The sequence below is a fragment of the Mycobacterium sp. RTGN5 genome, from assembly GCF_033804465.1.
Classification (GTDB): Bacteria; Actinomycetota; Actinomycetes; order Mycobacteriales; family Mycobacteriaceae; genus Mycobacterium.
Window position 1 is genome coordinate 415,230 of the sequence record NZ_JAPZLA010000002.1, and the last position, 20,566, is coordinate 435,795.

The window sequence follows — 20,566 nt, forward strand, 5'->3', positions numbered from 1 at the left end:
GAACACCTCAGCCATGGCTGAGCACGTCACCAAGCAAGCTGCTGGCCTCCCGGCGTGCTCGGTGAGCGAGGTCGAGCATCGGCATCGTCATGAAACCGTGCACGCCGCCGTCGAATTCACATCGGGTCGCCGACACCCCGGCGGCAGTCAAGGCGTTTGCGTAGGCGATGCCCTCGTCGCGCAACGGGTCATGTCCTGCGACCACGACGACGGCCGGCGGCAGTCCGGTCAGGTCGGCGTGCAGCGGTGCGGCATACGGATGCCGGCGATCGTCGGCCGCAGGCACGTACTGATCCCAATACCATTGCAGCGCCGGACGCGGGTTGTAGAAACCGTTGCCGAACAGCCGGTAGGAATCGGTGTCGAAATCGGCCGCGATCACCGGGTAGAGCAGCAGTTGGGCGGCGATATGTGGGGCGCCGCGATCGCGTGCCATCACCGTGGTGACTGCCGCGAGGTTGCCGCCGGCACTGTCCCCGCCGATCGCAATTCTGGTGGAATCGCCGCCGAGTTCATCCGCGTGCGCCGCCGTCCACTCCGTGGCGGCTAGGACGTCTTCGGCTGCTGTGGGCCACCGATGCTCGGGCGCGAGCCGGTAGCCAACCGAGACCACCACGGCGGGAATGAGATTGGCCAAGCTGCGGCACAGCCCGTCGTGGCTGTCCAGGTCGCAGAACACGAACCCGCCACCGTGGGCGTAGACGAGTATCGGCAAGGGTTCAGTCGCCGCGGGCCGGTACACCCTGACGTCGATCTTGCCGTCGCTGACATCGACCTGATGGTCGGCGACCTGGGATACCGGCTCGGGGTTCTGGTTGGGCACGAAGCGGGCGCGGATCGCCGCGCGGGCCTCGGCACCGGTCATCGTGTGCACCGGCGGGAAACCCGCGTCGAGGGTCTCGATCAACCCGGCGATCTGAGGGTCGAGGGTCACGCCGGCTGCAGGGTCGCCGAATCCCGCCGCGCGAGCGGGCGCCGCGGTTGCAACGTGGGGGCGACGCGACCGGCCCCCTCGTCAGCGCTTCGCCAGATGCCCATTGCGGTCATCCGCACCGGAGCGACGAGTCTGCGGTCGAAGGCCATCCGATTCATCGGGCCGCACACGGAAACCGCGGCCACCGCGTGACCGGCCGGGCCGATAGGCGCAGCGACACAACCGAACCCGGGCAGTGATTCTTCCCGCTCGAAGGCCGCCCCGTGCGCGCGTACCTTGGCCAGCTCGGCCGCCAGCTGAGCGGTGGAGGCGATCGAGAACCGGGTCCTTCGGTGGGACAGGTCGATCTCCGTGGCGCCGTTGTCGGCCAGGATTGCTTTGCCGACCGCCGTACAATGCGCCGGCTGGCGGCCGCCGACCCGGGTGGGGATCGCCGCTCCCATCTGGTCGCCGATCTTTTCCAGATAGACCACGTCCGAACCATCCAAGACCGCCAGGTGCACCACCAGCCCGGTCGCCCGGTGCAGATCGCGCAATAGCGGTATGGCGGCACGATGAATGCGGTCCTGGTGCAGCGCCAGCGACCCCAACTCGACAAGGCGCATGCCCAACTCGTAATCGCGGCCGTCGCGGCGCAGCCAGCGCAGCGCGACCAGACGCTCGAGCATGCGGTGCGCGGACGACCTTGGCAGCCCGGTGCGGCGGACGATCTGCGCCAGTGTCAACCGGCCGGGTCCGTCGAAGGAATCCAAGACCAGCGAAATCCGATCAATGACGGCGCTGGGCGTCTCGCCCGACTTCTCGACAGCCATTGTCATGAGGGCCTCCTACATCGACAGCATGCCAACCAGGCATATGACTATTAGTAATATAGTTTTAGCACAGTGGTGTGGCCGCTGTCACATGAAACGCAGGGCGAAGTTGGCCGTCGCAGACGGCCGGGAAGGCGAGAGAAGGACTGCGAGTGGAGGCTATGCGTGCGCGGCAGCGCGACCGGCGCGCCGGCCGTAGAAGCTGCCGTCGCCCAGTGAGATGCCACTGGCGTAGCCCCATGCGGCCAGTCCGGCAGTGCAGCGTCCCGCCGCGAACAGCCCGGGGATCGGCTCGCCGTTGACGTGCAGGACCTCACCGTCCAATGAGGTCAGCAGTCCGCCGAGGGTGAAGCCACCGCAGCTCGCCCGCAGGTCGATCGCACCGACCGGGGTGCCGACCGGCTTGATCCACTCCGGCTTCTTGTGCAGCAAGGGATCCTCGCCGCGCGCGGCCGCCTCGTTGTAGGCGCCGATCGTCGCTTGCAGCGAGCCGACCGGCAGGCCGATCTCGGCCTCGAGCTCGGCGATCGTTTCGCATACCCACGTCGCGGGTCTCTTCAGAAACGGCGTGGCCGACGTCGCCGCCATCGCTGCGTCGTGGGCGTCGCTATCGATGATCAGGTAGGCGGTGTCTTCCTGCCGGTACAGCGTCAGTTGCCCGATCCGGCCGGAGTACATGTCCTCGGGGACGTAACGCTGACCGAGGCCGTTGACGAGCACGCCGCGCACGGTCTGTTGGGGATCGATCAGGAATGCCACCTCGGTGGCATCCATGTGCGCGAGATCCGCACCCAGCGCCTGCGCCATTCGGATCGCACGCCCGTCGTGTTGTTCGATCGACGCGGCCGGGCGTCCGGCGATTCCCGGTGCGAACTGCTTGACCATCGACTCGCTGTAGGCGAAGCTGCCCGCGGCCAGCATGACGCCGCGCCTGGCGCGCACCCGCACAGTTTCGCCGTACTGTCGCGCCAGCACTCCCGCCACCCGGCCGTCGGATTCGACGATCAGGGTCTGTGCGCGCACGTCGTAGACGGCTCGCACGCCGAGCGACGTCGCGGTCTCGACCAGTGGCTTCATCAACATGAAGCCACCGCTCTTCTCGCCGGCGACCTTTCCGGTCATCTGCGGAATATGCCCGCGTGGAGCGGGTTCGGCGATCGTATTGAACGGGTAGGCGTTTTCACCGCCGGTGAACATCAGACCCTGGTCTCCCGGTGGCTCCCATCCGGGCTCGCCCCAGAACTCCGGTTTGAACGGCACACCGCAATCCGTGAGCCAGTCGAAGTGCGCGAGACTGCCCTGGCAGTAGTCCGCAATGCGGGCCTCATCGGACCCCGGACCCATCGCGACGTTCAGAAACGCCGCCATGTTCTCAACGGAATCGTGGAAGCCACAAGCCTTCTGGATCGGGGTGCCACCCCCGAGGTAGAGGAACCCGCCCGCCATCGACGCGGCGCCGCCCCACGAGCCGGTGCGCTCGAGAACCAGCACGTCGGCGCCCGCCCGCGCTGATTCCACGGCCGCTGCCGCACCCGCGATGCCGTAGCCGACGATGACCACATCGGCCTCGTGGTCCCACTTCTCGATCGACGATGCGGCAACTGGCGTGACGTCATCCTCGACGGTCATGGGCGCATGGCCGCGGGCAGGTCCGATACCCACTGGTGGCCCCAGTAGCTGTCGGCGGTGATTTCCTCAGCGGTGTAATACGTTTCGTCGACCCGCATTCCTTCGGTGCCGAACTCGATGTCCCAGTCGCCGGGGGAGCGCACGTAGAACGACACCATCTTGTCGTTGGTGTGCCTGCCCAGCGTCGAGGACAGCTGGAAGCCGTCCCTGTTGACGCGGTCCAGCGCCTGGCCCACCGCGTCGAGCGTGTCGACCTCGACCATCATGTGGATCAGGCCAGGGTCACGCAGCGTCATCGCGGGGCACAACGCAAGGCTGTGGTGACGCTCGTTGATACCGAGGAACCGGACCCGAATCGGACCGAACTCCGGCGGGGCCGGCACCCGGAACGCGCCGCGGGATACGAATCCCAATACCTCGGTGTAGAAATCGAACAACCCTGGCACGTCGAGCGCGGGCAGCACGACATGTCCGAGACCCTGCCCTCCGGTGACAAACCTCGCGCCGAACGGCGTCACCACGGGACTGTGGTCGAGGACGGCGCCGTGGAACACCTCGGTCGAGGTGCCCGCCGGATCATCGAATGCGATCACCTCTTCGACCCGGCGTGCATCGGCCTCGGCCTGCGAGAGTTCTTTGACCGGCACGCCCGCCGCGTCCAGCGCCGACTTGACCCGCTGCAACGCCGCGCGGTCGCGGACCTCCCAGCCGACGGTGACGATCCGGTCGGCGTCCCCGGGCACGACGATGATCCGCGCGGCGCGTTCGTCCATCCGCAGATACAGGGCGTCGGCATCAGGGCCGGAGCCTTCGGCGAAGCCGAGTACGTCGAAAGCGAATTGTCGCCACCGCGGGATGTCGGCCGCCGCAATCGTGACGTAACCGAGGCTCTTGAGGTCGCCCATCAGATCATCGTGAGCCGATCCGCCGTGAGCGGCGGTGCCGAATCCCGGTCAGTGGAAAGCTGTTGCGCTGACTGTGTTCAGAACTCGATGTGGAGATCGTCGGAGACGGGCCTGGCCTGGCAGCCCAAGATCAGGCCGTCGGCGAGGTCGTCAGCCTCGAGGATGTCGCAGGATGCCATGTTCACCTCGCCGCGGACCACGGTCGCCGCGCACGACCCGCAATGGCCCTCCTTGCAGGAATGCGGCACATCGATGCCGGCGGCGATCATGGTGTCGACCAGGGTCGCGTGTCTGGGCCACCGCAACCGGTGGCGTGCTCCGTCCAGGTCGATCTGTGCGGTAGCGGCGTCGCTGTCGTATTCGACGTCGGTCATGGCGCAGATTGTGGCGCAGATTTCCCGCCGCCCACGTCGCGGCGCCCGGTGAACGGGAAGCATGCCGCACGGGTGCGGGTGGACCACCTAGCGTTCGGCCCGTGAGCAGTGAATCGAAGACTCATGTCGATGTTGTGGTGGTGGGGGCCGGATTTGGCGGTCTGTATGCCCTGCACAAGTTCCGCTCGCGGGGACTGTCGGTGCTGGTATTCGAGTCCGCGCCCGACGTGGGCGGTACCTGGTACTACAACCGATACCCAGGCGCCCGCTGCGATGTCGAAAGCGTGGACTACTGCTATTCGTTTTCCGATGAGTTGCAACAGGAGTGGACGTGGACCGAGAAATACGCCACTCAACGTGAGATCTTGGCCTACATCAACTGGGTCGCCGACAAGCTTGATCTGCGCCGGGACATCGCCTTCCGCACCCGTGTGACGAGTGCGGTACTCGACGAGCAGACGTTGCGGTGGACCGTCACGACCGACGCCGGAGACAGCGTCGAGGCGACCTTCGTCGTGATGGCCACCGGCCCGCTGTCGGCGGCGATCACTCCCGACTTCACGGGGTTGGACACCTTCGGTGGCGAGATCTACCACACTGCGCACTGGCCGCACGACGGCGTTGATTTCACCGGTAAGCGTGTCGCTGTGATCGGCACCGGATCCTCAGGTGTCCAATCCATTCCGATCATCGCCGAACAAGCCCAACAGCTGTACGTCTTCCAACGGACCCCCAACTACAGCGTGCCGGCAGGCAACCGGCCGTTGACCGCCGATGAGGTCGCCGACATCAAGGCGAATTACGCCGAGCGACGGCGGGTGTCGTGGCGCAGCGGCGGTGGTTCACCGCATGTCGCGCATCCGAAGCTGACGATGGACGCGACGCCGGAGGAGCGGTGGGCAGCGTTCGAAAAGCGTTGGGAACTCGGTGGTGTGCTGTTCTCCAAGACCTTCACCGATCAAATGGTCTCACTGGAAGCCAACGAAGAAGCCCGTAAATTCTACGAAGCCAAGATCCGCTCCGTCATCGACGATCCGAATCTTGCTGAGTTGCTCATCCCGGACGATCATCCGATCGGCACCAAACGAATTTGTACGGACTCCCAGTACTTTGAGACGTTCAACCGACCCAACGTCGAGCTGGTGAGCGTGCGGAAGACGCCGATCGAATCGATCGACCAGACGGGAATCGCTACCTCCGAGGCCCACTTCGACATCGACGCGCTGGTGTTGGCCACGGGCTTCGATGCGATGACCGGCACGCTTGCCAAGATCGACATCGTTGGCCGCGGTGGCCGAAAGTTGGTCGACGACTGGGCCGACGGACCGCGCACCTACCTGGGCCTGGGTACCGACGGATTTCCGAATCTGTTCCTGGTGTCGGGACCGGGTGCGCCTGCGGTCTTGGCGAACATGGTGTTGCATGCCGAGGCACATGTGAATTGGATTGCCGATGCCATCGGCTACGTCGACAACCACGGCTGCGCCGGGATCGAACCGACCGCCGAAGCCGTGGACGCCTGGATCGCCGAATGTGCGCAGCGCGCTGAGGCAACGCTGTTCACACAAGCCAACTCCTGGTACATGGGCGCGAACGTGCCTGGCAAGCCACGGCAGTTCATGCTCTTCATCGGCGGTTTCGGGGTCTATCTCGATATCTGCAACGAGGTGGCTGCCGCCGGATACAAGGGCTTCGAGCTGATCAAGGGCTCGTCATGACGGGCCTGCTGAACAAGGTTGTCCTGGTCACCGGTGCGGGCCGCGGCACGGGTCGAGTGCATTGTGAGCGCTTCGCCGACGCGGGCGCCGACGTCATCATGCTCGACCATGGTGATGCCGCCGACGACCTGCGCGGGGTGGCTGAAGGATTACGGCAGCGGGGCCGGCGCGCCGTCATCGCGACGGCCGACGTCACCGCCCTCGCCGAGGTCGCCGCCGCAGTCGATGCCGGCATCGAACAGCTGGGTCGCCTGGACGTCATCGTGGCCAACGCGGGCATCCACGCTTCCGGCGGACCCGCCTGGCAGATCAGCGCTCAGGAATGGCAGCGCACCATCGACGTCAACCTCACCGGTGTCTGGCACACGGTCAGGGCGGGCGTGCCCCATATCGGCTCCGATGGCGGCTCCGTGGTGATCATCAGTTCCACCAACGGATTACGAGGCGCTGCCGGCACGGCGCACTACACAGCCAGTAAGCACGCCGTGGTGGGGCTGGCCCGCACGCTCGCCAATGAACTGGGGCCCAGAAATATTCGCGTCAACACCGTGCACCCGGGAGCGGTCGCAACCCCAATGGTGCGAAATCCCGCAACATACAAGCGGTTACGGCCCGACCTCCCCAACCCCACCGAGGCCGATGCCGCCGAGGTCCTCACCGCGCGAAATTTGCTCCCCGTGCCGTGGGTGGAGCCCGTCGACGTGGCCAATGCCGTCGTATTCCTGGCATCGGATCACGCCCGCTACATCACCGGCAGTCAACTTGTCGTCGACGCCGGCCTCACTCAGAAGACCACATGACCGGGCGGCTGGCGGGTAAGACCGCATTCATCACCGGGGCGGCCCGCGGCATCGGTCGGGCGCAGGCAGTTCGCTTCGCTGAAGAAGGTGCGGCGATCATCGGCGTGGACGTGTGCGGACCGATCGAGTCGGTCCACGTGCCGGCCAGCACTCCAGCTGACCTCGACGACACCGTGCGGCTCGTGGAGCAGGCCGGGGGACGCATCGCCACCGACATCGTCGATGTGCGCGATCTGGATGGCTTACGAGCAGCTGCCGACCGCGGTGCCGACCGCTTTGGTGGGATCGACATCGTCTGTGCCACAGCGGGAATCACTTCACGCAGCGCCGCAGTTGAGATGACTGAATCAACCTGGCGCACAATGCTTGACGTCAACCTCACCGGAGTGTGGCATACGTGTACGGCCGCCATTCCGCATCTGATCGCCCGCGGCTCGGGTTCGATCGTGATGGTCAACTCGATCGCCGGGTTACGGGGTCTGATGGGTGTCGCCCATTACACCGCTGCCAAACACGGCATGGTCGGGTTGATGCGCAGCTTGGCAATTGAGCTGGCGCCGCATGGGGTCAGAGTCAACTCGGTGCACCCGACCAACGTTGACACACCCTTGATCCAGAACGACGTCGTCCGCGCTGCGTTTCGGCCCGACCTGAGCCGGCCGCCGACCAAAGAGGAATTTGCCGAGGCCGCGACCGGGATGAACATGCTCGCCGTGCCGTGGGTTGATCCTCTGGATGTCGCGAATGCCAGCTTGTTCCTGGCCTCCGACGAGGCCCGCTACATTACCTCTGTCAGCCTTCCAGTCGACGCCGGCAGCACGCAACGCTAGGCGCGGCACCTATCCGAGAGACACGAGATGACTGCACTCGATAGTGACGTGGTGACCTACGAAGTCGTCGGCGGGACGGCGCTGGTGACGATGAACAGACCCCGCTATCGCAATGCCCAGAATTCCGTGATGACCTACGCACTTGATGCGGCGTTCCAACGTGCGGTCTCCGACGATGCCGTGCACGTCATCATCCTCGCCGGTAACGGTGATCATTTCAGCGCCGGGCACGACATCGGCACACCTGACCGCGACCACCACGTCTCCTACGACAACAAGGCAGCGTTGTGGTGGGATCACGTCGACAAAGAGGGCGGCGATATGCGCTATGCCCGCGAAGTCGAGGTCTACCTGGGGATGTGCCGCCGGTGGCGTGAGATTCCCAAGCCCACCATCGCCATGGTTCATGGGGCGTGTATCGCCGGTGGCCTGATGCTGGCCTGGGTCTGCGACATGATCATCGCCTCCGAGGACGCGTTCTTCTCCGACCCTGTGGTGCGGATGGGGATTCCGGGCGTCGAATACTTCGCCCACCCTTGGATTTTGGGTCCTCGCTTCGCCAAGGAGATGCTGTTCACTGGTCAGAAGTTCGGTGCTCAGCGGGCCTATGAGGTCGGGATGGTCAACAGTGTCGTCCCGCGGGAGGAACTTCGGGACGCGACGCTGCAGGTGGCCGAGCGCATCGCGACGATGCCGAGATTCGGTCTCGCGCTTGCTAAGCGGGCGGTGAACCAATGCGAGGACCAAATGGGATTGCGCAACGGCATGGACGCCGTGTTCGGACTTCACCACTTCGCCCACGCGCACAACGCCGAAGTCGGTCAAGACTCCCTTGGCGGCCTCGACGCCAAGGCGATGGCTTCTGATTACCCGCCGGCGGCCGAGCGGCCGGCGCGTCGGCCGTAGAAGCTGCCGTCACCGAGCGAGATCCCGCTGGCGTAACCCCATGCCGCGAGACCGGCGGTGCAGCGCCCGGCCGCGAACAGGCCAGGGATGGGCTCACCGCTGACATGCAACACCTCGGCCGAAAGGCTGGTGCGCAACCCGCCGAGGCTGAAGCCGCCGGTGGCATGCCGCAGATCGATCGCACCGATCGGGCTCCCGAGCGGGCGCAGCCACTGGGGTTTCTTGTGTAGCAACGGGTCCTCGCCGCGGGCTGCGCCTTCGTTGTAGCGCGCCACCGTGTCCTGCAGACTCCCGGTGGGAAAACCCATCTCGGCCTCGAGCTCGGCGACCGTCTCGCACACCCACTTCGGCTTTCGCAGAATCAGCTTCGGCGTCTGTGAGGCCAGGGCCTCTTCCTGGGCCTGCTCATCGATGATCAGGAAGGCTTTGTCGTCCTGGTAGTAGAGCGTGTGCTGGCCTGCGCGGCCCGGGTAGGTGTCCTCGGCGACATAGCGCTGCCCTCGCGCGTTGACGAGGATGCCGCGCACCAGCTGCTGCGGATCGACGAAAAATGCGACCTCGGTGGCATCGGTGTGAGCCAGGTCGGCGCCCAGTGCCTGGGCCATCCGAATGCCCTGTCCATCATGGTGTTCCACTGCAGAGACGGGCCGCCCGGCGATACGGGGTGTGAATCGGGCCATCATCGATTCGTTGTAGGCGAAGCTGCCGGTGGCCAGTACGACGCCGCGGCGAGCGCGGATCGTGATGTCGGTGCCGTACTGGCGTGCGGTGATGCCGACTACTGTGCCGTCGGACTCGACGATCAGTGACTGCACGCGCACGTCGTACACCGAGCGCACACCCAGCTCGATCGCGGTCTCCACGAGCGGCTTCATCAGCATGAATCCGGCGCTTGCCTGGCCCTGCTTCTTGTTGTGCATCTTCGGCACGTGCCCGCGCGGCGCCGGTTCGGCGATGGTGTTGAACGGGTAGGCGTCCTCGCCGCCGCTGTACATCAGTCCCTGGTCGCCCAGCGGCTCCCAGCCGGGCTCGGCGAAGAACTCCGGTTTGAACGGAACGCCGCAGTCCACCAGCCACTCGTAGTGGGCCACACTGCCTGCGCAATAGTCGGCGATGCGCTCCTTGTCGGCGCCCGGGCCCATCGCCACGTTGAGGAAGGCGGCCATGTTTTCCACCGAATCGTGGAAACCGCAGGCCTTTTGCAGCGGTGTGCCGCCGCCAAGATAGATGAAGCCACCGGCCAATGCCGCCGCGCCACCCCAGGCGCCCGATCGCTCGAGCACCAACACGTCGGCGCCCGCGCGCGCGGCCTCGACCGCCGCGGTCGCCCCGGCGATCCCGAAACCGGCGATCACCACGTCGGCCTCGTGATCCCAGCTGGCTACCGAAGCCGCGGGGACGGGGTGGACGTCGGCGCTCACGTCAGGGCCGCATGGCGGCAGGCATGTCGCCTACCCACTTGTGGCCCCAGTAGCTGTCCGCGGTGATTTCCTCAGCGGTGTAATGACTTTCGTCGACCCGCATCCCGCCGGTACCGAATTCGATATCCCAGTCGCCGGGTGCGCGGACGTAGAACGACACCATCTTGTCGTTCGTATGGCGGCCCAGCGTCGACGAGAGCTGGAACCCTTCCGCAGCGATGCGGTCCAGAGCTGCCCCCACCGTGTCGAGCTCGTCGACCTCCACCATCATGTGGATCAGTCCCGGATCACGCTGGTGCATGGCCGGTGCGATCGCCAGGCTGTGATGGCGTTCGTTGATGCCGAGGAAGCGGATCCGGATCGGGCCGAATTCTTTCGGCAGGGGGACCCGGAACGCTCCCCGGGACACGAAACCCAGTACCTCGGTGTAGAAGTCGAACAGACCGGGCGCGTCGAGAGCGGGCAGCACGACGTGACCCAGACCCTGATCGCCGGTGAGGAACCGGGCGCCGAACGGGGTGACGACGGGGCTGTGGTCGAGGACCGCGCCGTGGAACACCTCGAGATGCGTGCCGGCCGGGTCGTCGAACGCCACGACCTCCTCGACCCGGCGGTCGTCGGCTTCGGACTGGGACAGTTGCTTGTACACCACCCCTGCACCGTCGAGGAGCTTCTTGACCTGTTCGAGTGCGGCGTGGTCGCGGACTTCCCAGCCGACGGTGGCGATCCGGTCACCATCGCCGGGTACCACGATGATGCGGGCGGCACGTTCGTCCATCCGCAGGTACAGCGCCGAAGGATCCGGTCCCTTGCCCTCGGCGAATCCCAATACGCCGAAGGCGAATTGGCGCCAGCGGTCGATGTCCGCGGTGTGGATGGTGACGTAGCCGAGGCTCTTGAACAGGCTCACCAATCCGCTCCTGTCAGATCATCGCCCGTAGCGGACCCTGCGGTTCGACGCCGAACGAGCTCAGCGCGGCCGCGTGGTACGTGGTGCCCGGCACGTGGATGGCGTGCGCCATAGCGGTGTGGGCATCGCGCCAGTAGCGCTGCAGCGGCTTGTCCATCCGCATGGCGTTGCCGCCGGAGCGGGCGAAGATCTCGTCCACCGCGCTGACCGCCCGCCACACCGCGCGGACCTGGGTGCGTCGACCCGCCGCACGATCGGCGAACGACACCTCCTGGCCCGAATCCACCATGCCGTAGATCCGGTCCACGTTGGCCAGGAGCTCCTGGCGGGCGGCGTTGATGTCGGCGGCAGCCTCACCGATCGCGTACATCACGTACGGGTCATCCTTGATGGCGGTGCCCGCCGCGCTGACCCGCTCACGCTGGTAGTCCAGATGCGCGGCCAGCGCGCCCTCGCAGATACCGATGGCCGCCGAGGAGATACCCAGCGGGAACATCGTCGACCACGGCATCAGGTAGAGGGTCTCGGTCATCCCGGCCTCGCGCTGGGCCGTGCCGTCCATCACCTTGAACGCGTCCATCACGCGGTAGTCCGGTACGAAGGCGTCCTTGACGATGACGTCCTTGGAGCCGGTGCCACGCAGCCCGACGACGTCCCAGGAATCCTCGACGATGGTGTAGTCCTTGCGCGGCAGGATCATGTGCAGCATCTGCGGCGGCATCTGGATCTTGCCGTCGGCGTCGCTCTTGATCGCGCCGAGGAAGATCCAGTCGCAGTGGTCGGTACCGGAGCTGAACTGCCACCGCCCGTTGAAGATGTAGCCGCCGTCGACCGGCTTGGCGATGCCCTGCGGGGCGTAGGGGGAGGCGACCCAGGTGTTGACGTCGTCGGCCCAGATCTCCTCCGCCACCCGCGGGTCGGCGTAGGCCAGCTGGTAGGGGTGCACCCCGACCACACCGTTGATCCACCCTGCGGCGGGGTCGAGTGCGGCCACCGCCATCACGGTCTCGGCGAACTCGCGCGGATGTACCTCCAAGCCGCCGAACTTCGCGGGCTGAAGCAACCGGATATGGCCGGTGTCCTTCATCGTCTTGACGGTCTGGTCGGTGAGTTTGCCGATCTTCTCGGCCTCAACTGCCTGCTCGCGCAGCTGATCGGCCAGCTGCATTGTCGTGTCGAGCACCGAAGCGGTCATCATCATCCTTAGTCCAGGTCTGGGCTGTTGGTGTCATCCTGACCCCGCGAGACGGTCAGTATCGGGCAATGTCCCGATGAGCGGGGCAATTTAGCCGGTGTCGACCTACGCTGCTGGGCATGAGCGCAGGCGACGATGCACTCGACGTGGTGGTGGTCGGCGCCGGATTCGCCGGGCTGTACGCGCTGCACAGGTTCCGTCAGCAGGGGCTTTCGGCCAGGGTTTTCGAGGCGGCTCCCGATGTGGGCGGCACCTGGTATTTCAACCGGTACCCGGGGGCGCGGTGTGACGTCGAGAGCGTCGACTACAGCTACTCGTTCTCCGACGAGCTGCAGCAGGAATGGACGTGGACCGAGAAGTACGCCGCCCAGCCGGAGATCCTGGCCTATCTCAACTGGGTCGCCGACAAGCTCGACCTGCGTCGTGACATCACATTCCGCACTCGGGTGATATCCGCGGTGCTCGACGAAACCACCCTGCGCTGGTCGGTGACGACGGCGGATGGGCGTGCCGTCACGGCCCGGTTCGTCGTGATGGCCACCGGGGCGTTGTCGTCGGCCATCACACCGGCGTTCGAGGGTCTCGAGAATTTCGGCGGCGAGATCTACCACACCGCGCACTGGCCGCACGAGGGTGTGGATCTCACCGGCAAGCGGGTGGCGGTCATCGGCACGGGTTCCTCAGGCATTCAATCGATTCCGATCTTCGCAGAGCAGGCCGAGCAGCTATACGTTTTCCAGCGCACCCCGAATTACAGCATCCCGGCGGGCAACACCGCGCTGACGCCCGACCAGGTGGCCGAGGTCAAAGCCACCTACCCCGAACGCCGGCGGGTATCGATGCGCAGCGGTGGCGGATCGCCCTATGTCGGCACGACCAAACGGACTTTTGAGGTGTCGGCCGAAGAACGGCGCGATGCCTTCGAGAAGCGTTGGCAGCTGGGCGGTGTGCTGTACTCCAAGACATTTCCCGACCAGTTGACCGATCAGGACGCCAACGACGAGGCGCGCCGGTTCTGGGTCGAGAAGATCCGCGCGGTCATCGACGATCCGCAGGTCGCTGAACTCCTGATCCCCGACGATCACCCGATCGGGTCGAAGCGAATCTGCACCGACTCCAACTACTTTCAGACGTTCAACCGGCCCAACGTGACCTTGATCAGCGTCCGCCGCACCCCGATCGAGTCGATCGACGAGACCGGTATCACCACCTCCGACACCCACGTCGACCTCGACGCGATCGTGTTCGCCACCGGATTTGACGCGCTCACCGGCTCATTGGGCAAGATCGACATCGTCGGGCGCGGGGGAGAGCGGCTGCGCGATGACTGGGCCGAGGGGCCCCGCAGTTATCTCGGGTTGGGCGACGACGGTTTCCCGAACCTCTTCGTGATCACCGGCCCTGGCGCGCCGGCGGTACTGGCCAACATGGTGCTGCATGCCGAGTCGCATGTGGATTGGGTCGCCGACGCCATCGGCTATCTCGACGAACACGGGTACCTCGGCATCGAGGCGACACCGGAGGCCGTCGAGAACTGGCTCGCCGAACTCAATCAGCGCGCCGCGACCACCTTGTTCCCGCGAGCCAACTCCTGGTACCTGGGAGCGAACGTGCCCGGCAAGCCAAGGGTTTTCATGCTGTTCATCGGTGGCTTCGGTGTCTACAACGACATCTGTGCCGAAGTCGCCGCCGCAGGATACAAAGGCTTCGACCTGATCAAAGCCCCTGAGGCAGGTTAGTCCCGCTGCAGGAAGCCCATCACCGTGTTCTCGAAGGCCTGCTTGGCCTCGATCATCACCCAGTGCCCGCAGTTCGGGAACACGTGCAGCTCGGCGTTGGAGATGGTGCGCATCGGGATCAGCGCCATATCCAGTGGGCTGACCCGGTCGTCGCGGCCCCACGTCAGCAGGGTCGGCGCCTTCACCTTGTGCATGGTGGCCCAGGGCAGCGGGAAATCGGCATTGCGCATCATCTTGGTCATCGCCGCGAATGCGGCCTTGCCGTACATGCGGCGTGCGCTGGCCAGGGTCTCGGGGTCGGTGGCCAGCTCCCAGCGCTCCTCGATGAGCTGCTCGGTCACCAATGCGGGGTCGTAGACCATCGAGTTGAGCCAGTCGACGAGCCGCTGCCGAGTGGGGTCCTCGGTGAATTCCTGCAGCAGTCGGATGCCCTCACTCGGGCCAGAGCTGAAGATGTTGGTGCCGATGCCGCCGATGGTCACCAGCTTGCCGATCCGGTCGCGATGATTGATCGCGAAGTTGATGCCGACGCCGCCGCCCATCGAATTGCCGATCACGTCGACTCGGTCCAGGCCCAGGGCGTCGACGAAGGCCGGCACCGCCGCCTGCGCGTCCAGCATCGGGTGCCCGCCGAAATCGTCGCTGACCCCGAAACCTGGGAATTCCAGCACCAGGCACCGGTAGTGCTCGGCGAACAATGCCAGGTTGCCGCGGAAATTGCGCCAACCGGTGACGCCGGGTCCGGAGCCGTGCAGCAGCAGCAGAACGGGGCCCTCGCCCGCCTCGTGGTAGCGCAGAACGCCCTTCTCGGTGGAGATCTCGCGCCGCGTGCCCTCGTAAGTCGTGTCCACGGGTGCTATCCGAACACCGCCGCCGCCGGGATGGCAACCAGACGTACCGGTGGGCGGGCCGCGACATCAACAAATTCACCATTGGCCACAGCAGTCTCATTGGTCACATCGTGCGGTAATCTGCTCGGTGACCCGTGCCTTTCGGGTCGTGGCGGGCGAAGGGATGCCTATGACGCAGATGTCTGAACAAGACGCTGCCGAGGCGCTCACCGAGCAGTCCGCAGTCCCGCCGCGAAAGCGGCTGGAACGTTTCCGCCGTCGCCGACTGCTCGCGCACGTCAGCATCATGTCCAAGCTGATCCTGATGATGGTGCTCTGCAGCATGCTGGCGTCGGCGGTGATCGGTGGCATCGCTTTCCACGCAGGGCGCAGTTCGATACGTGAAGCCGTGTTCAATCGGCTCACGGAAGTCAGGCAATCGCAGACCCGATCTCTCACGGCTCAGGTCTCCGACCTGAGAAATTCTCTGATCATCTACACCCAGGGTGGGGTCGCCCAGAACGCACTGGAGGCGTTCACGGCCGGGTTCAACCAGCTGAACAATGCCGAGGTCAACCCGGCTCAGTGGCAGAGCATCACCGACTACTACAGCAACACCTTCGTCAAAGAGGTTGAGCAATACAGCGGGACCAAACTGGATGCGGGCGCACTGCTGCCGGCAACGCCCGCCGAGCGGTATCTGCAGGCCAACTACACCGCGCTGCGGCAGAACGACGACTACGCGATCTCCATCAACGACGCTCACGACGGCAGTCAGTGGTCGGCCGCAAATGCCCGCTACCAAAACTTCTTTCGGCAGATCGTGACGAGGTTCGAGTTCGAAGACGCGTTGCTCATCGACGACCGCGGCAACGTGGTCTACAGCGCCTACAAGGACGTCGATCTCGGGACGAACATTCTCCGCGGGCCGTATGCCGGCTCCAAACTTCATGAGGCGTACTTGAAAGCTATGTCGGCCAACGCCGTCGACTATGTCGGCTTCACCGACTTCGAGTTATATCAGCCGGCCGAAATGCAGCCGACGGCATGGATGGTGGCGCCGCTGGTCAAGGATGGCCGCTCCGAAGGCGTTCTGGCGCTGCAGTTCCCGATCACCAAGATCAACCGGCTGATGACCTTCGACAAGCAGTGGCAGCAATCGGGTATGGGCGACACCGGGGAGACGGTCTTGGCCGGCCCGGACGACTTGATGCGCTCGGATTCGCGGCTGTTCCTGGAGAATCCCGAGGAATACAAGGCTGCCGTTGTCGCAGCCGGGACCCCGCCGGACGTCGCCGATATGGCGATCCGGCAGGGTGGCACCACGCTGATCCAGAAGATGACGTCGGAGGCCACTGGCAGAGCCCAGCAGGGCGAGACGGGCACCGTCATCACCAAGGACTATCTCGGCCAGGACACACTGCAAGCCTATGCGCCGCTGGTGATCAAGGACTCCGACCTGCACTGGTCCATCGTCGCGAAAGTGACCACAGACGAGGCGTTCGCCCGCGAGTCGACGTTCACCAAAACGATGGTGCTGGTGACGACGGGGATCATCTTCTTGGTCTGCCTACTGGCGATCTACTTGGCGCAGATATTCGTCCGGCCGATCAGACGCCTGGAGGCCGGCGCGCAACGGGTCAGTGCCGGCGATTACAACGTCGCCATCCCGGTTGACACCCGTGATGAAATCGGTGATCTGACACAGGCATTCAATGAGATGGGCCGGAGTCTGACGGTCAAGGAAGACCTGATCAACCAGCAGCGTAAAGAGAACGACGAACTCCTGCACTCGCTGATGCCCAAGGCGCTCGCCGAGCGCTATAAGCAGGGCGAGGAGACCATCTCCGTCGAACATCCGAATGTCACCGTCATCTTCGCCGACATCATCGGGCTCGATCGGCTTCAGGCCGAACTGGCCCGTGAGGAATCGCTGACGCTGGTCAACGAGCTGATCCGCCAGATCGACGCCGCGGCAGACACTCTCGGGATGGAGACGGTCCACACCGTGCGTAACGGTTACCTCGCCAGCTGTGGGCTCACCGTTCCGAGACTGGATAATGTCCGCAGGACAGTGGATTTCGCGTTGGAGTGTCAGCAGATCGTCGAGCGGTTCAACAGCGAGACCGGCAACGACCTGCGGCTGCGTGCTGGCATCGATACCGGCGCTGTCAGCAGTGGGCTCATGGGTCGGCCATCGGTTGTCTACGACATGTGGGGCGCCGTCGTCAATCTCGCACATCAGATCAAAAACGGCTCGCCCCAACCGGGCATCTACGTCACGTCCAGCGTGTACGACGTCCTGCAGGAGTCCATGGGATTCGATTCGGCGGGCAACGTTGTGGTCGACGGTGAGGCGCAACCGATCTGGCGACTGTCGGAGCGGCGCTGATGGCCGAAGTGTTCGCCTCGTCGTGGTTCTACTGGGCGGTCGGCATTGCGTTCGGCCTGCCGCTCGGCTTGGTCGTGCTCACCGAATGGCAACATGCGTTGCAGCGCAGGCAGAGTGCGCTGCTGCGGCCGGTGACGATCCTGCGCAACTATCTTTTCCCATTGGCCGCGCTGCTGTTGTTGATGCTGGAGGCCAATCAGATACCGGCACAGGCCACCTCGGTGCGGGTGGTCGGCACGCTCGTCGCTTTCATGGTGCTCGTGCTGATGCTGTCGGGGGTTAACGCGGCGCTGTTCCAGAGCGCGCCCGACGGATCCTGGCGCAAGCGCATGCCGTCGATCTTCCTCGACGTTCTGCGCTTCGTGTTGATCGCCGTCGGCCTCGCCATGATCTTCGCCTACATCTGGGGCGCCAACGTCAAAGGGTTGTTCACCGCGCTGGGAATCACGTCGATCGTCGTCGGTCTGACGCTGCAGAACTCGGTTGGCCAGATCATCTCCGGGCTGCTGATGCTCTTCGAGCAGCCGTTCAAGATCGGGGACTGGATCGAGACGCCCCAAGCCAAGGGCCGGGTCGTCGAAGTCAACTGGCGCGCCATCCATCTCGAGACCGGCACCGGACTGCAAATCACCCCGAACTCCGTGTTAGCGAGTGCCTCGTTCACCAACCTGAGTCGCCCGGAGGGGAAACACACGGCCGAGGTGATCACCGTGTTCGCCCATGAGGATCCTCCCGAGCGGGTGTGCGCCATGCTGACCCGAGCCGCGTCGGAACTTCCGCTATGCGATCCGGACCGCAGCCCCAAGACTGTGCCGTTCGGTGGACTGCAGTACAAAACAAAGATCCCGCTGAAGTCGCCCGCTGAGGACGGTAAGGCGAAAGCGATGTTCCGGCGCTGGATCTGGTATTCGGCCCGCCGGGAGGGTCTGCATCTTGACGAGGCCGACGACACGTTCTCGTCTCCCGAACTCGTCGATGAGGGCATCACCAGGGTTGTCGGTCCGACCTTGCGGTTGAGTCGTGACGACCATGAGGAGTTGGTCGAGCACGCGCGGATTGAGTTTTACGGCGACGGTGAGCGGATCCAGCGGGCCGGCGAGGTTCCTGGCGGGATGATGTTCGTTCTGTCCGGCACTGTCCAGATGACGGCCAATCTCGACGACGGCTCCGAGGTCATCGCGTGGACTCAAGACGAGGGTTCGTTCATGGGCCAGTCCACGTTGACCCGTCAGCAGGCGCTCGGATCCGCATACGCCGTCGGCGAAGTCGCGGTGGTGTACGTCGGGCGGGACATGATCGCCGATCTGGTGCAGCGCAATCCGCTGCTGCTGCAGGAACTGGGCCGAACCATCGATGAGCGGCGTGCCCACGTGCGTCGGGCGATCGACCAGGCGACCGACGCCGATATCGATTGAGCGCCATGGCTTCTGCCGCCGCGTATGACCTGGTGGTCGTCGGAGCCGGCATCGTCGGTCTGGCGGTGGCCCGGGAGTGGACCATGCGCCGCCCCGCCGACTCGGTGGCCGTCCTCGAGCGCGAGGACGGGCCGGCACGCCACCAGACCGGCCACAACTCCGGGGTGATCCACGGCGGCATCTACTACCAGCCGGGATCGCTCAAGGCCCGGTTGTGCGTCGAGGGCGCCCGCCTGATGTACGAGTACTGCGAGCACAACAGCATCAGCCATGAGCGATGCGGCAAGCTGATCGTCGCGGTGTCTCCCGATGAATTGGGCCGGCTCGACGACCTCCAAGCCCGCGGCATCGCCAACGACGTGCCGGGACTGCGGCGGATCGGGGCGCAGGAGATCGCCGAGATCGAGCCCAATGCCGTTGGGCTGCAGGCACTTCATGCACCCAATACCGGAATTGTCGACTACCCAGCGGTAGCTCGGGCGCTGGCCGGCGAACTCGCGGCGGCGGGCGTCACGGTCCGCTTCGGCACCGCGGTCAACGCGATCGACGGCGCCGAGAACCCGGTCGTCCACACCGCCGAGGGGTCGGTGCGTGCGCGGACCGTCATCGCATGCGCCGGGCTGTGGGCCGATCGACTCGCCCGCCGGGCCGGAGCGCCGCGCGAGCCCCAGATCGTGCCGTTCCGCGGCGCCTACCTCGGGCTCAAACCCACCGAGCAACCGAGGCTGAACGGGATGATCTATCCGGTGCCCAACCCCGAGCTGCCCTTCCTGGGGGTGCACATCACCAAGCACATCACCGGCGATGTGACGCTCGGGCCGACCGCCATGATGGTCGGCGCCCGCGACGCATACGCGTTGCGCCGGTTGAGTGTTCGGGACTCCTGGGAGACGCTGACCTGGCCCGGCACCTGGCGGGTGGCCCGCCGGTACTGGCGGGTGGGCGTCGACGAGGTCCGGATGGCTGCCAGCCGTCGGGCGTTCGTCACCGCGGCCGCACGCTATATGCCGGGCCTGACGCCCGCCGACCTTGACGGCAGTTCGCACGCCGGGGTGCGCGCGCAGGCGGTCGGCCGGGACGGCACGCTGGTCGACGACTTCGTCGTCTCCCGCGACGGCCACATCTCACACGTGCGCAACGCGCCGTCGCCGGCCGCGACCTCGGCGTTTGCGCTGGCCCGCGAACTGGTCGACCGGGTCACCGGCTGATCAGTCGTCGATCGGGGTGACGATCAAATCAGCGACGAAGCGGGTCAGCAAGCGATCGAACTCGTCCAGTTCGGCCGCCGTCCAGCCGGACAGGGCGCGCTGCAGGTGGTCTCTGCGATCGTCGAGCAGTTGTTCGGCGACGCGACGCCCCTGTTTGGTGACAGCGACCAGCGCGACCCGGGCATCGGTCGCGTCCGGCTTGCGCGTCACCAATCCCGCGTCGGCCAGTGCGGTTACCTGCCGCGTCGCCATCCCCACATCCATGTGCGCGCCGCGCGCCAGCGCGCCCATCGGGAGCGGACCGTTGTCGATCAAAACCCGTAGCAGTGTGTAGGTGGGCTGGGTGAGGGCCACACCGGCGGCGGTGGCATGCCGGGCGAACACGGACCTGCTGCTAATCAGGCGCACGGCCTGGGTCAGCGTTCGGCTGATCGAGTCGAGCGCGTTCGCCCCGGGCGAAGAAGTCACAGCGGGTCCGTTTTCTACGAGGGTCAGCAATGTTGATACCAGCCCGGCGGTCCCGCGGCGCGGTTGGTGTCGTTGAATGC

Annotated in this window: 18 protein-coding genes; 8 read left to right on the plus strand and 10 right to left on the minus strand. The window is 65.4% G+C overall.

Annotated features, from left to right (window positions below):
• Positions 1-7 precede the first annotated feature (7 nt).
• The 5 genes from SLQ31_RS14585 to SLQ31_RS14605 all read right to left on the minus strand — a co-directional run bounded on the left by SLQ31_RS14585 (position 8) and on the right by SLQ31_RS14605 (position 4,654).
• The gene (locus tag SLQ31_RS14585; protein WP_319433749.1) at positions 8-934 is read right to left on the minus strand and encodes an alpha/beta hydrolase; all 927 of its coding nucleotides are present in this window, start codon (positions 932-934) and stop codon (positions 8-10) included.
• Positions 931-1,752: an IclR family transcriptional regulator gene (locus SLQ31_RS14590; protein WP_319433751.1), complete on the minus strand. Its 822-nt coding sequence runs from the start codon at positions 1,750-1,752 to the stop codon at positions 931-933. The genes SLQ31_RS14585 and SLQ31_RS14590 overlap by 4 nt, the downstream gene beginning before the upstream one ends.
• A 153-nt stretch (positions 1,753-1,905) precedes the next feature.
• On the minus strand, positions 1,906-3,375 hold the full coding sequence (locus tag SLQ31_RS14595; RefSeq protein WP_319433754.1) for an FAD-dependent oxidoreductase: 1,470 nt from the start codon (positions 3,373-3,375) through the stop codon (positions 1,906-1,908).
• On the minus strand, positions 3,372-4,280 hold the full coding sequence (bphC, locus tag SLQ31_RS14600) for a biphenyl-2,3-diol 1,2-dioxygenase (protein WP_319433756.1): 909 nt from the start codon (positions 4,278-4,280) through the stop codon (positions 3,372-3,374). The genes SLQ31_RS14595 and bphC (SLQ31_RS14600) overlap by 4 nt, the downstream gene beginning before the upstream one ends.
• 77 nt (positions 4,281-4,357) lie before the next feature.
• Positions 4,358-4,654, minus strand: a complete 297-nt coding sequence (locus SLQ31_RS14605; RefSeq protein ID WP_319433758.1) for a 2Fe-2S iron-sulfur cluster binding domain-containing protein — start codon at positions 4,652-4,654, stop codon at positions 4,358-4,360.
• A 101-nt stretch (positions 4,655-4,755) separates the two neighbouring features.
• On the opposite strand from SLQ31_RS14605, the gene SLQ31_RS14610 reads away from it, so the two are divergent.
• The 4 genes from SLQ31_RS14610 to SLQ31_RS14625 are packed head-to-tail and all read left to right on the plus strand — an operon-like array spanning position 4,756 to position 8,908.
• Positions 4,756-6,372 (plus strand): NAD(P)/FAD-dependent oxidoreductase, encoded by a 1,617-nt coding sequence (locus SLQ31_RS14610; protein WP_319433760.1) that lies wholly within the window; start codon positions 4,756-4,758, stop codon positions 6,370-6,372.
• A complete protein-coding gene (locus SLQ31_RS14615; RefSeq protein ID WP_319433763.1) occupies positions 6,369-7,172 on the plus strand; it encodes a mycofactocin-coupled SDR family oxidoreductase in 804 nt (267 codons plus the stop codon). The genes SLQ31_RS14610 and SLQ31_RS14615 overlap by 4 nt, the downstream gene beginning before the upstream one ends.
• Positions 7,169-8,002 carry a mycofactocin-coupled SDR family oxidoreductase gene (locus SLQ31_RS14620; RefSeq protein WP_319433765.1) on the plus strand — a complete coding sequence of 278 codons (834 nt, stop codon included), beginning with the start codon at positions 7,169-7,171 and terminating at the stop codon, positions 8,000-8,002. Before SLQ31_RS14615 ends, SLQ31_RS14620 begins: the two co-directional genes overlap by 4 nt.
• 27 nt (positions 8,003-8,029) lie before the next feature.
• Positions 8,030-8,908 (plus strand): enoyl-CoA hydratase, encoded by an 879-nt coding sequence (locus SLQ31_RS14625; protein WP_319433767.1) that lies wholly within the window; start codon positions 8,030-8,032, stop codon positions 8,906-8,908.
• Here SLQ31_RS14625 and SLQ31_RS14630 read toward each other — a convergent pair.
• The 3 genes from SLQ31_RS14630 to SLQ31_RS14640 are packed head-to-tail and all read right to left on the minus strand — an operon-like array spanning position 8,869 to position 12,434.
• Positions 8,869-10,329 carry an FAD-dependent oxidoreductase gene (locus SLQ31_RS14630; protein ID WP_319433768.1) on the minus strand — a complete coding sequence of 487 codons (1,461 nt, stop codon included), beginning with the start codon at positions 10,327-10,329 and terminating at the stop codon, positions 8,869-8,871. The genes SLQ31_RS14625 and SLQ31_RS14630 overlap by 40 nt on opposite strands.
• Position 10,330: 1 nt before the next feature.
• Positions 10,331-11,239: a biphenyl-2,3-diol 1,2-dioxygenase gene (gene bphC / locus SLQ31_RS14635; RefSeq protein WP_319433770.1), complete on the minus strand. Its 909-nt coding sequence runs from the start codon at positions 11,237-11,239 to the stop codon at positions 10,331-10,333.
• 13 nt (positions 11,240-11,252) lie between these two features.
• A complete protein-coding gene (locus tag SLQ31_RS14640) occupies positions 11,253-12,434 on the minus strand; it encodes an acyl-CoA dehydrogenase family protein (protein ID WP_319433772.1) in 1,182 nt (393 codons plus the stop codon).
• A gap of 119 nt (positions 12,435-12,553) precedes the next feature.
• Here SLQ31_RS14640 and SLQ31_RS14645 point away from each other — a divergent pair, with 119 nt between their 5' ends.
• On the plus strand, positions 12,554-14,173 hold the full coding sequence (locus tag SLQ31_RS14645; protein WP_319433774.1) for an NAD(P)/FAD-dependent oxidoreductase: 1,620 nt from the start codon (positions 12,554-12,556) through the stop codon (positions 14,171-14,173).
• Here SLQ31_RS14645 and SLQ31_RS14650 read toward each other — a convergent pair.
• A complete protein-coding gene (locus SLQ31_RS14650) occupies positions 14,170-15,024 on the minus strand; it encodes an alpha/beta fold hydrolase (protein ID WP_413642131.1) in 855 nt (284 codons plus the stop codon). The two genes, SLQ31_RS14645 and SLQ31_RS14650, sit on opposite strands and share 4 nt — an antisense overlap.
• A 178-nt stretch (positions 15,025-15,202) precedes the next feature.
• On the opposite strand from SLQ31_RS14650, the gene SLQ31_RS14655 reads away from it, so the two are divergent.
• From SLQ31_RS14655 to lhgO, 3 genes are read left to right on the plus strand one after another with little or no spacing between them, the layout of a single operon-like run.
• Entirely contained in the window at positions 15,203-17,395 is a 2,193-nt protein-coding gene (locus SLQ31_RS14655; RefSeq protein ID WP_319433776.1) for an adenylate/guanylate cyclase domain-containing protein, read from the plus strand.
• A complete protein-coding gene (locus tag SLQ31_RS14660) occupies positions 17,395-18,810 on the plus strand; it encodes a mechanosensitive ion channel family protein (protein WP_319433778.1) in 1,416 nt (471 codons plus the stop codon). Before SLQ31_RS14655 ends, SLQ31_RS14660 begins: the two co-directional genes overlap by 1 nt.
• A gap of 5 nt (positions 18,811-18,815) precedes the next feature.
• On the plus strand, positions 18,816-20,018 hold the full coding sequence (gene lhgO, locus SLQ31_RS14665) for an L-2-hydroxyglutarate oxidase (protein WP_319433780.1): 1,203 nt from the start codon (positions 18,816-18,818) through the stop codon (positions 20,016-20,018).
• Here the strand turns inward: lhgO and SLQ31_RS14670 are convergent, their stop codons facing one another.
• On the minus strand, positions 20,019-20,486 hold the full coding sequence (locus tag SLQ31_RS14670) for a MarR family winged helix-turn-helix transcriptional regulator (RefSeq protein WP_319433782.1): 468 nt from the start codon (positions 20,484-20,486) through the stop codon (positions 20,019-20,021). It abuts the gene before it with no gap.
• Between the last annotated feature and the right edge of the window lie 80 nt (positions 20,487-20,566).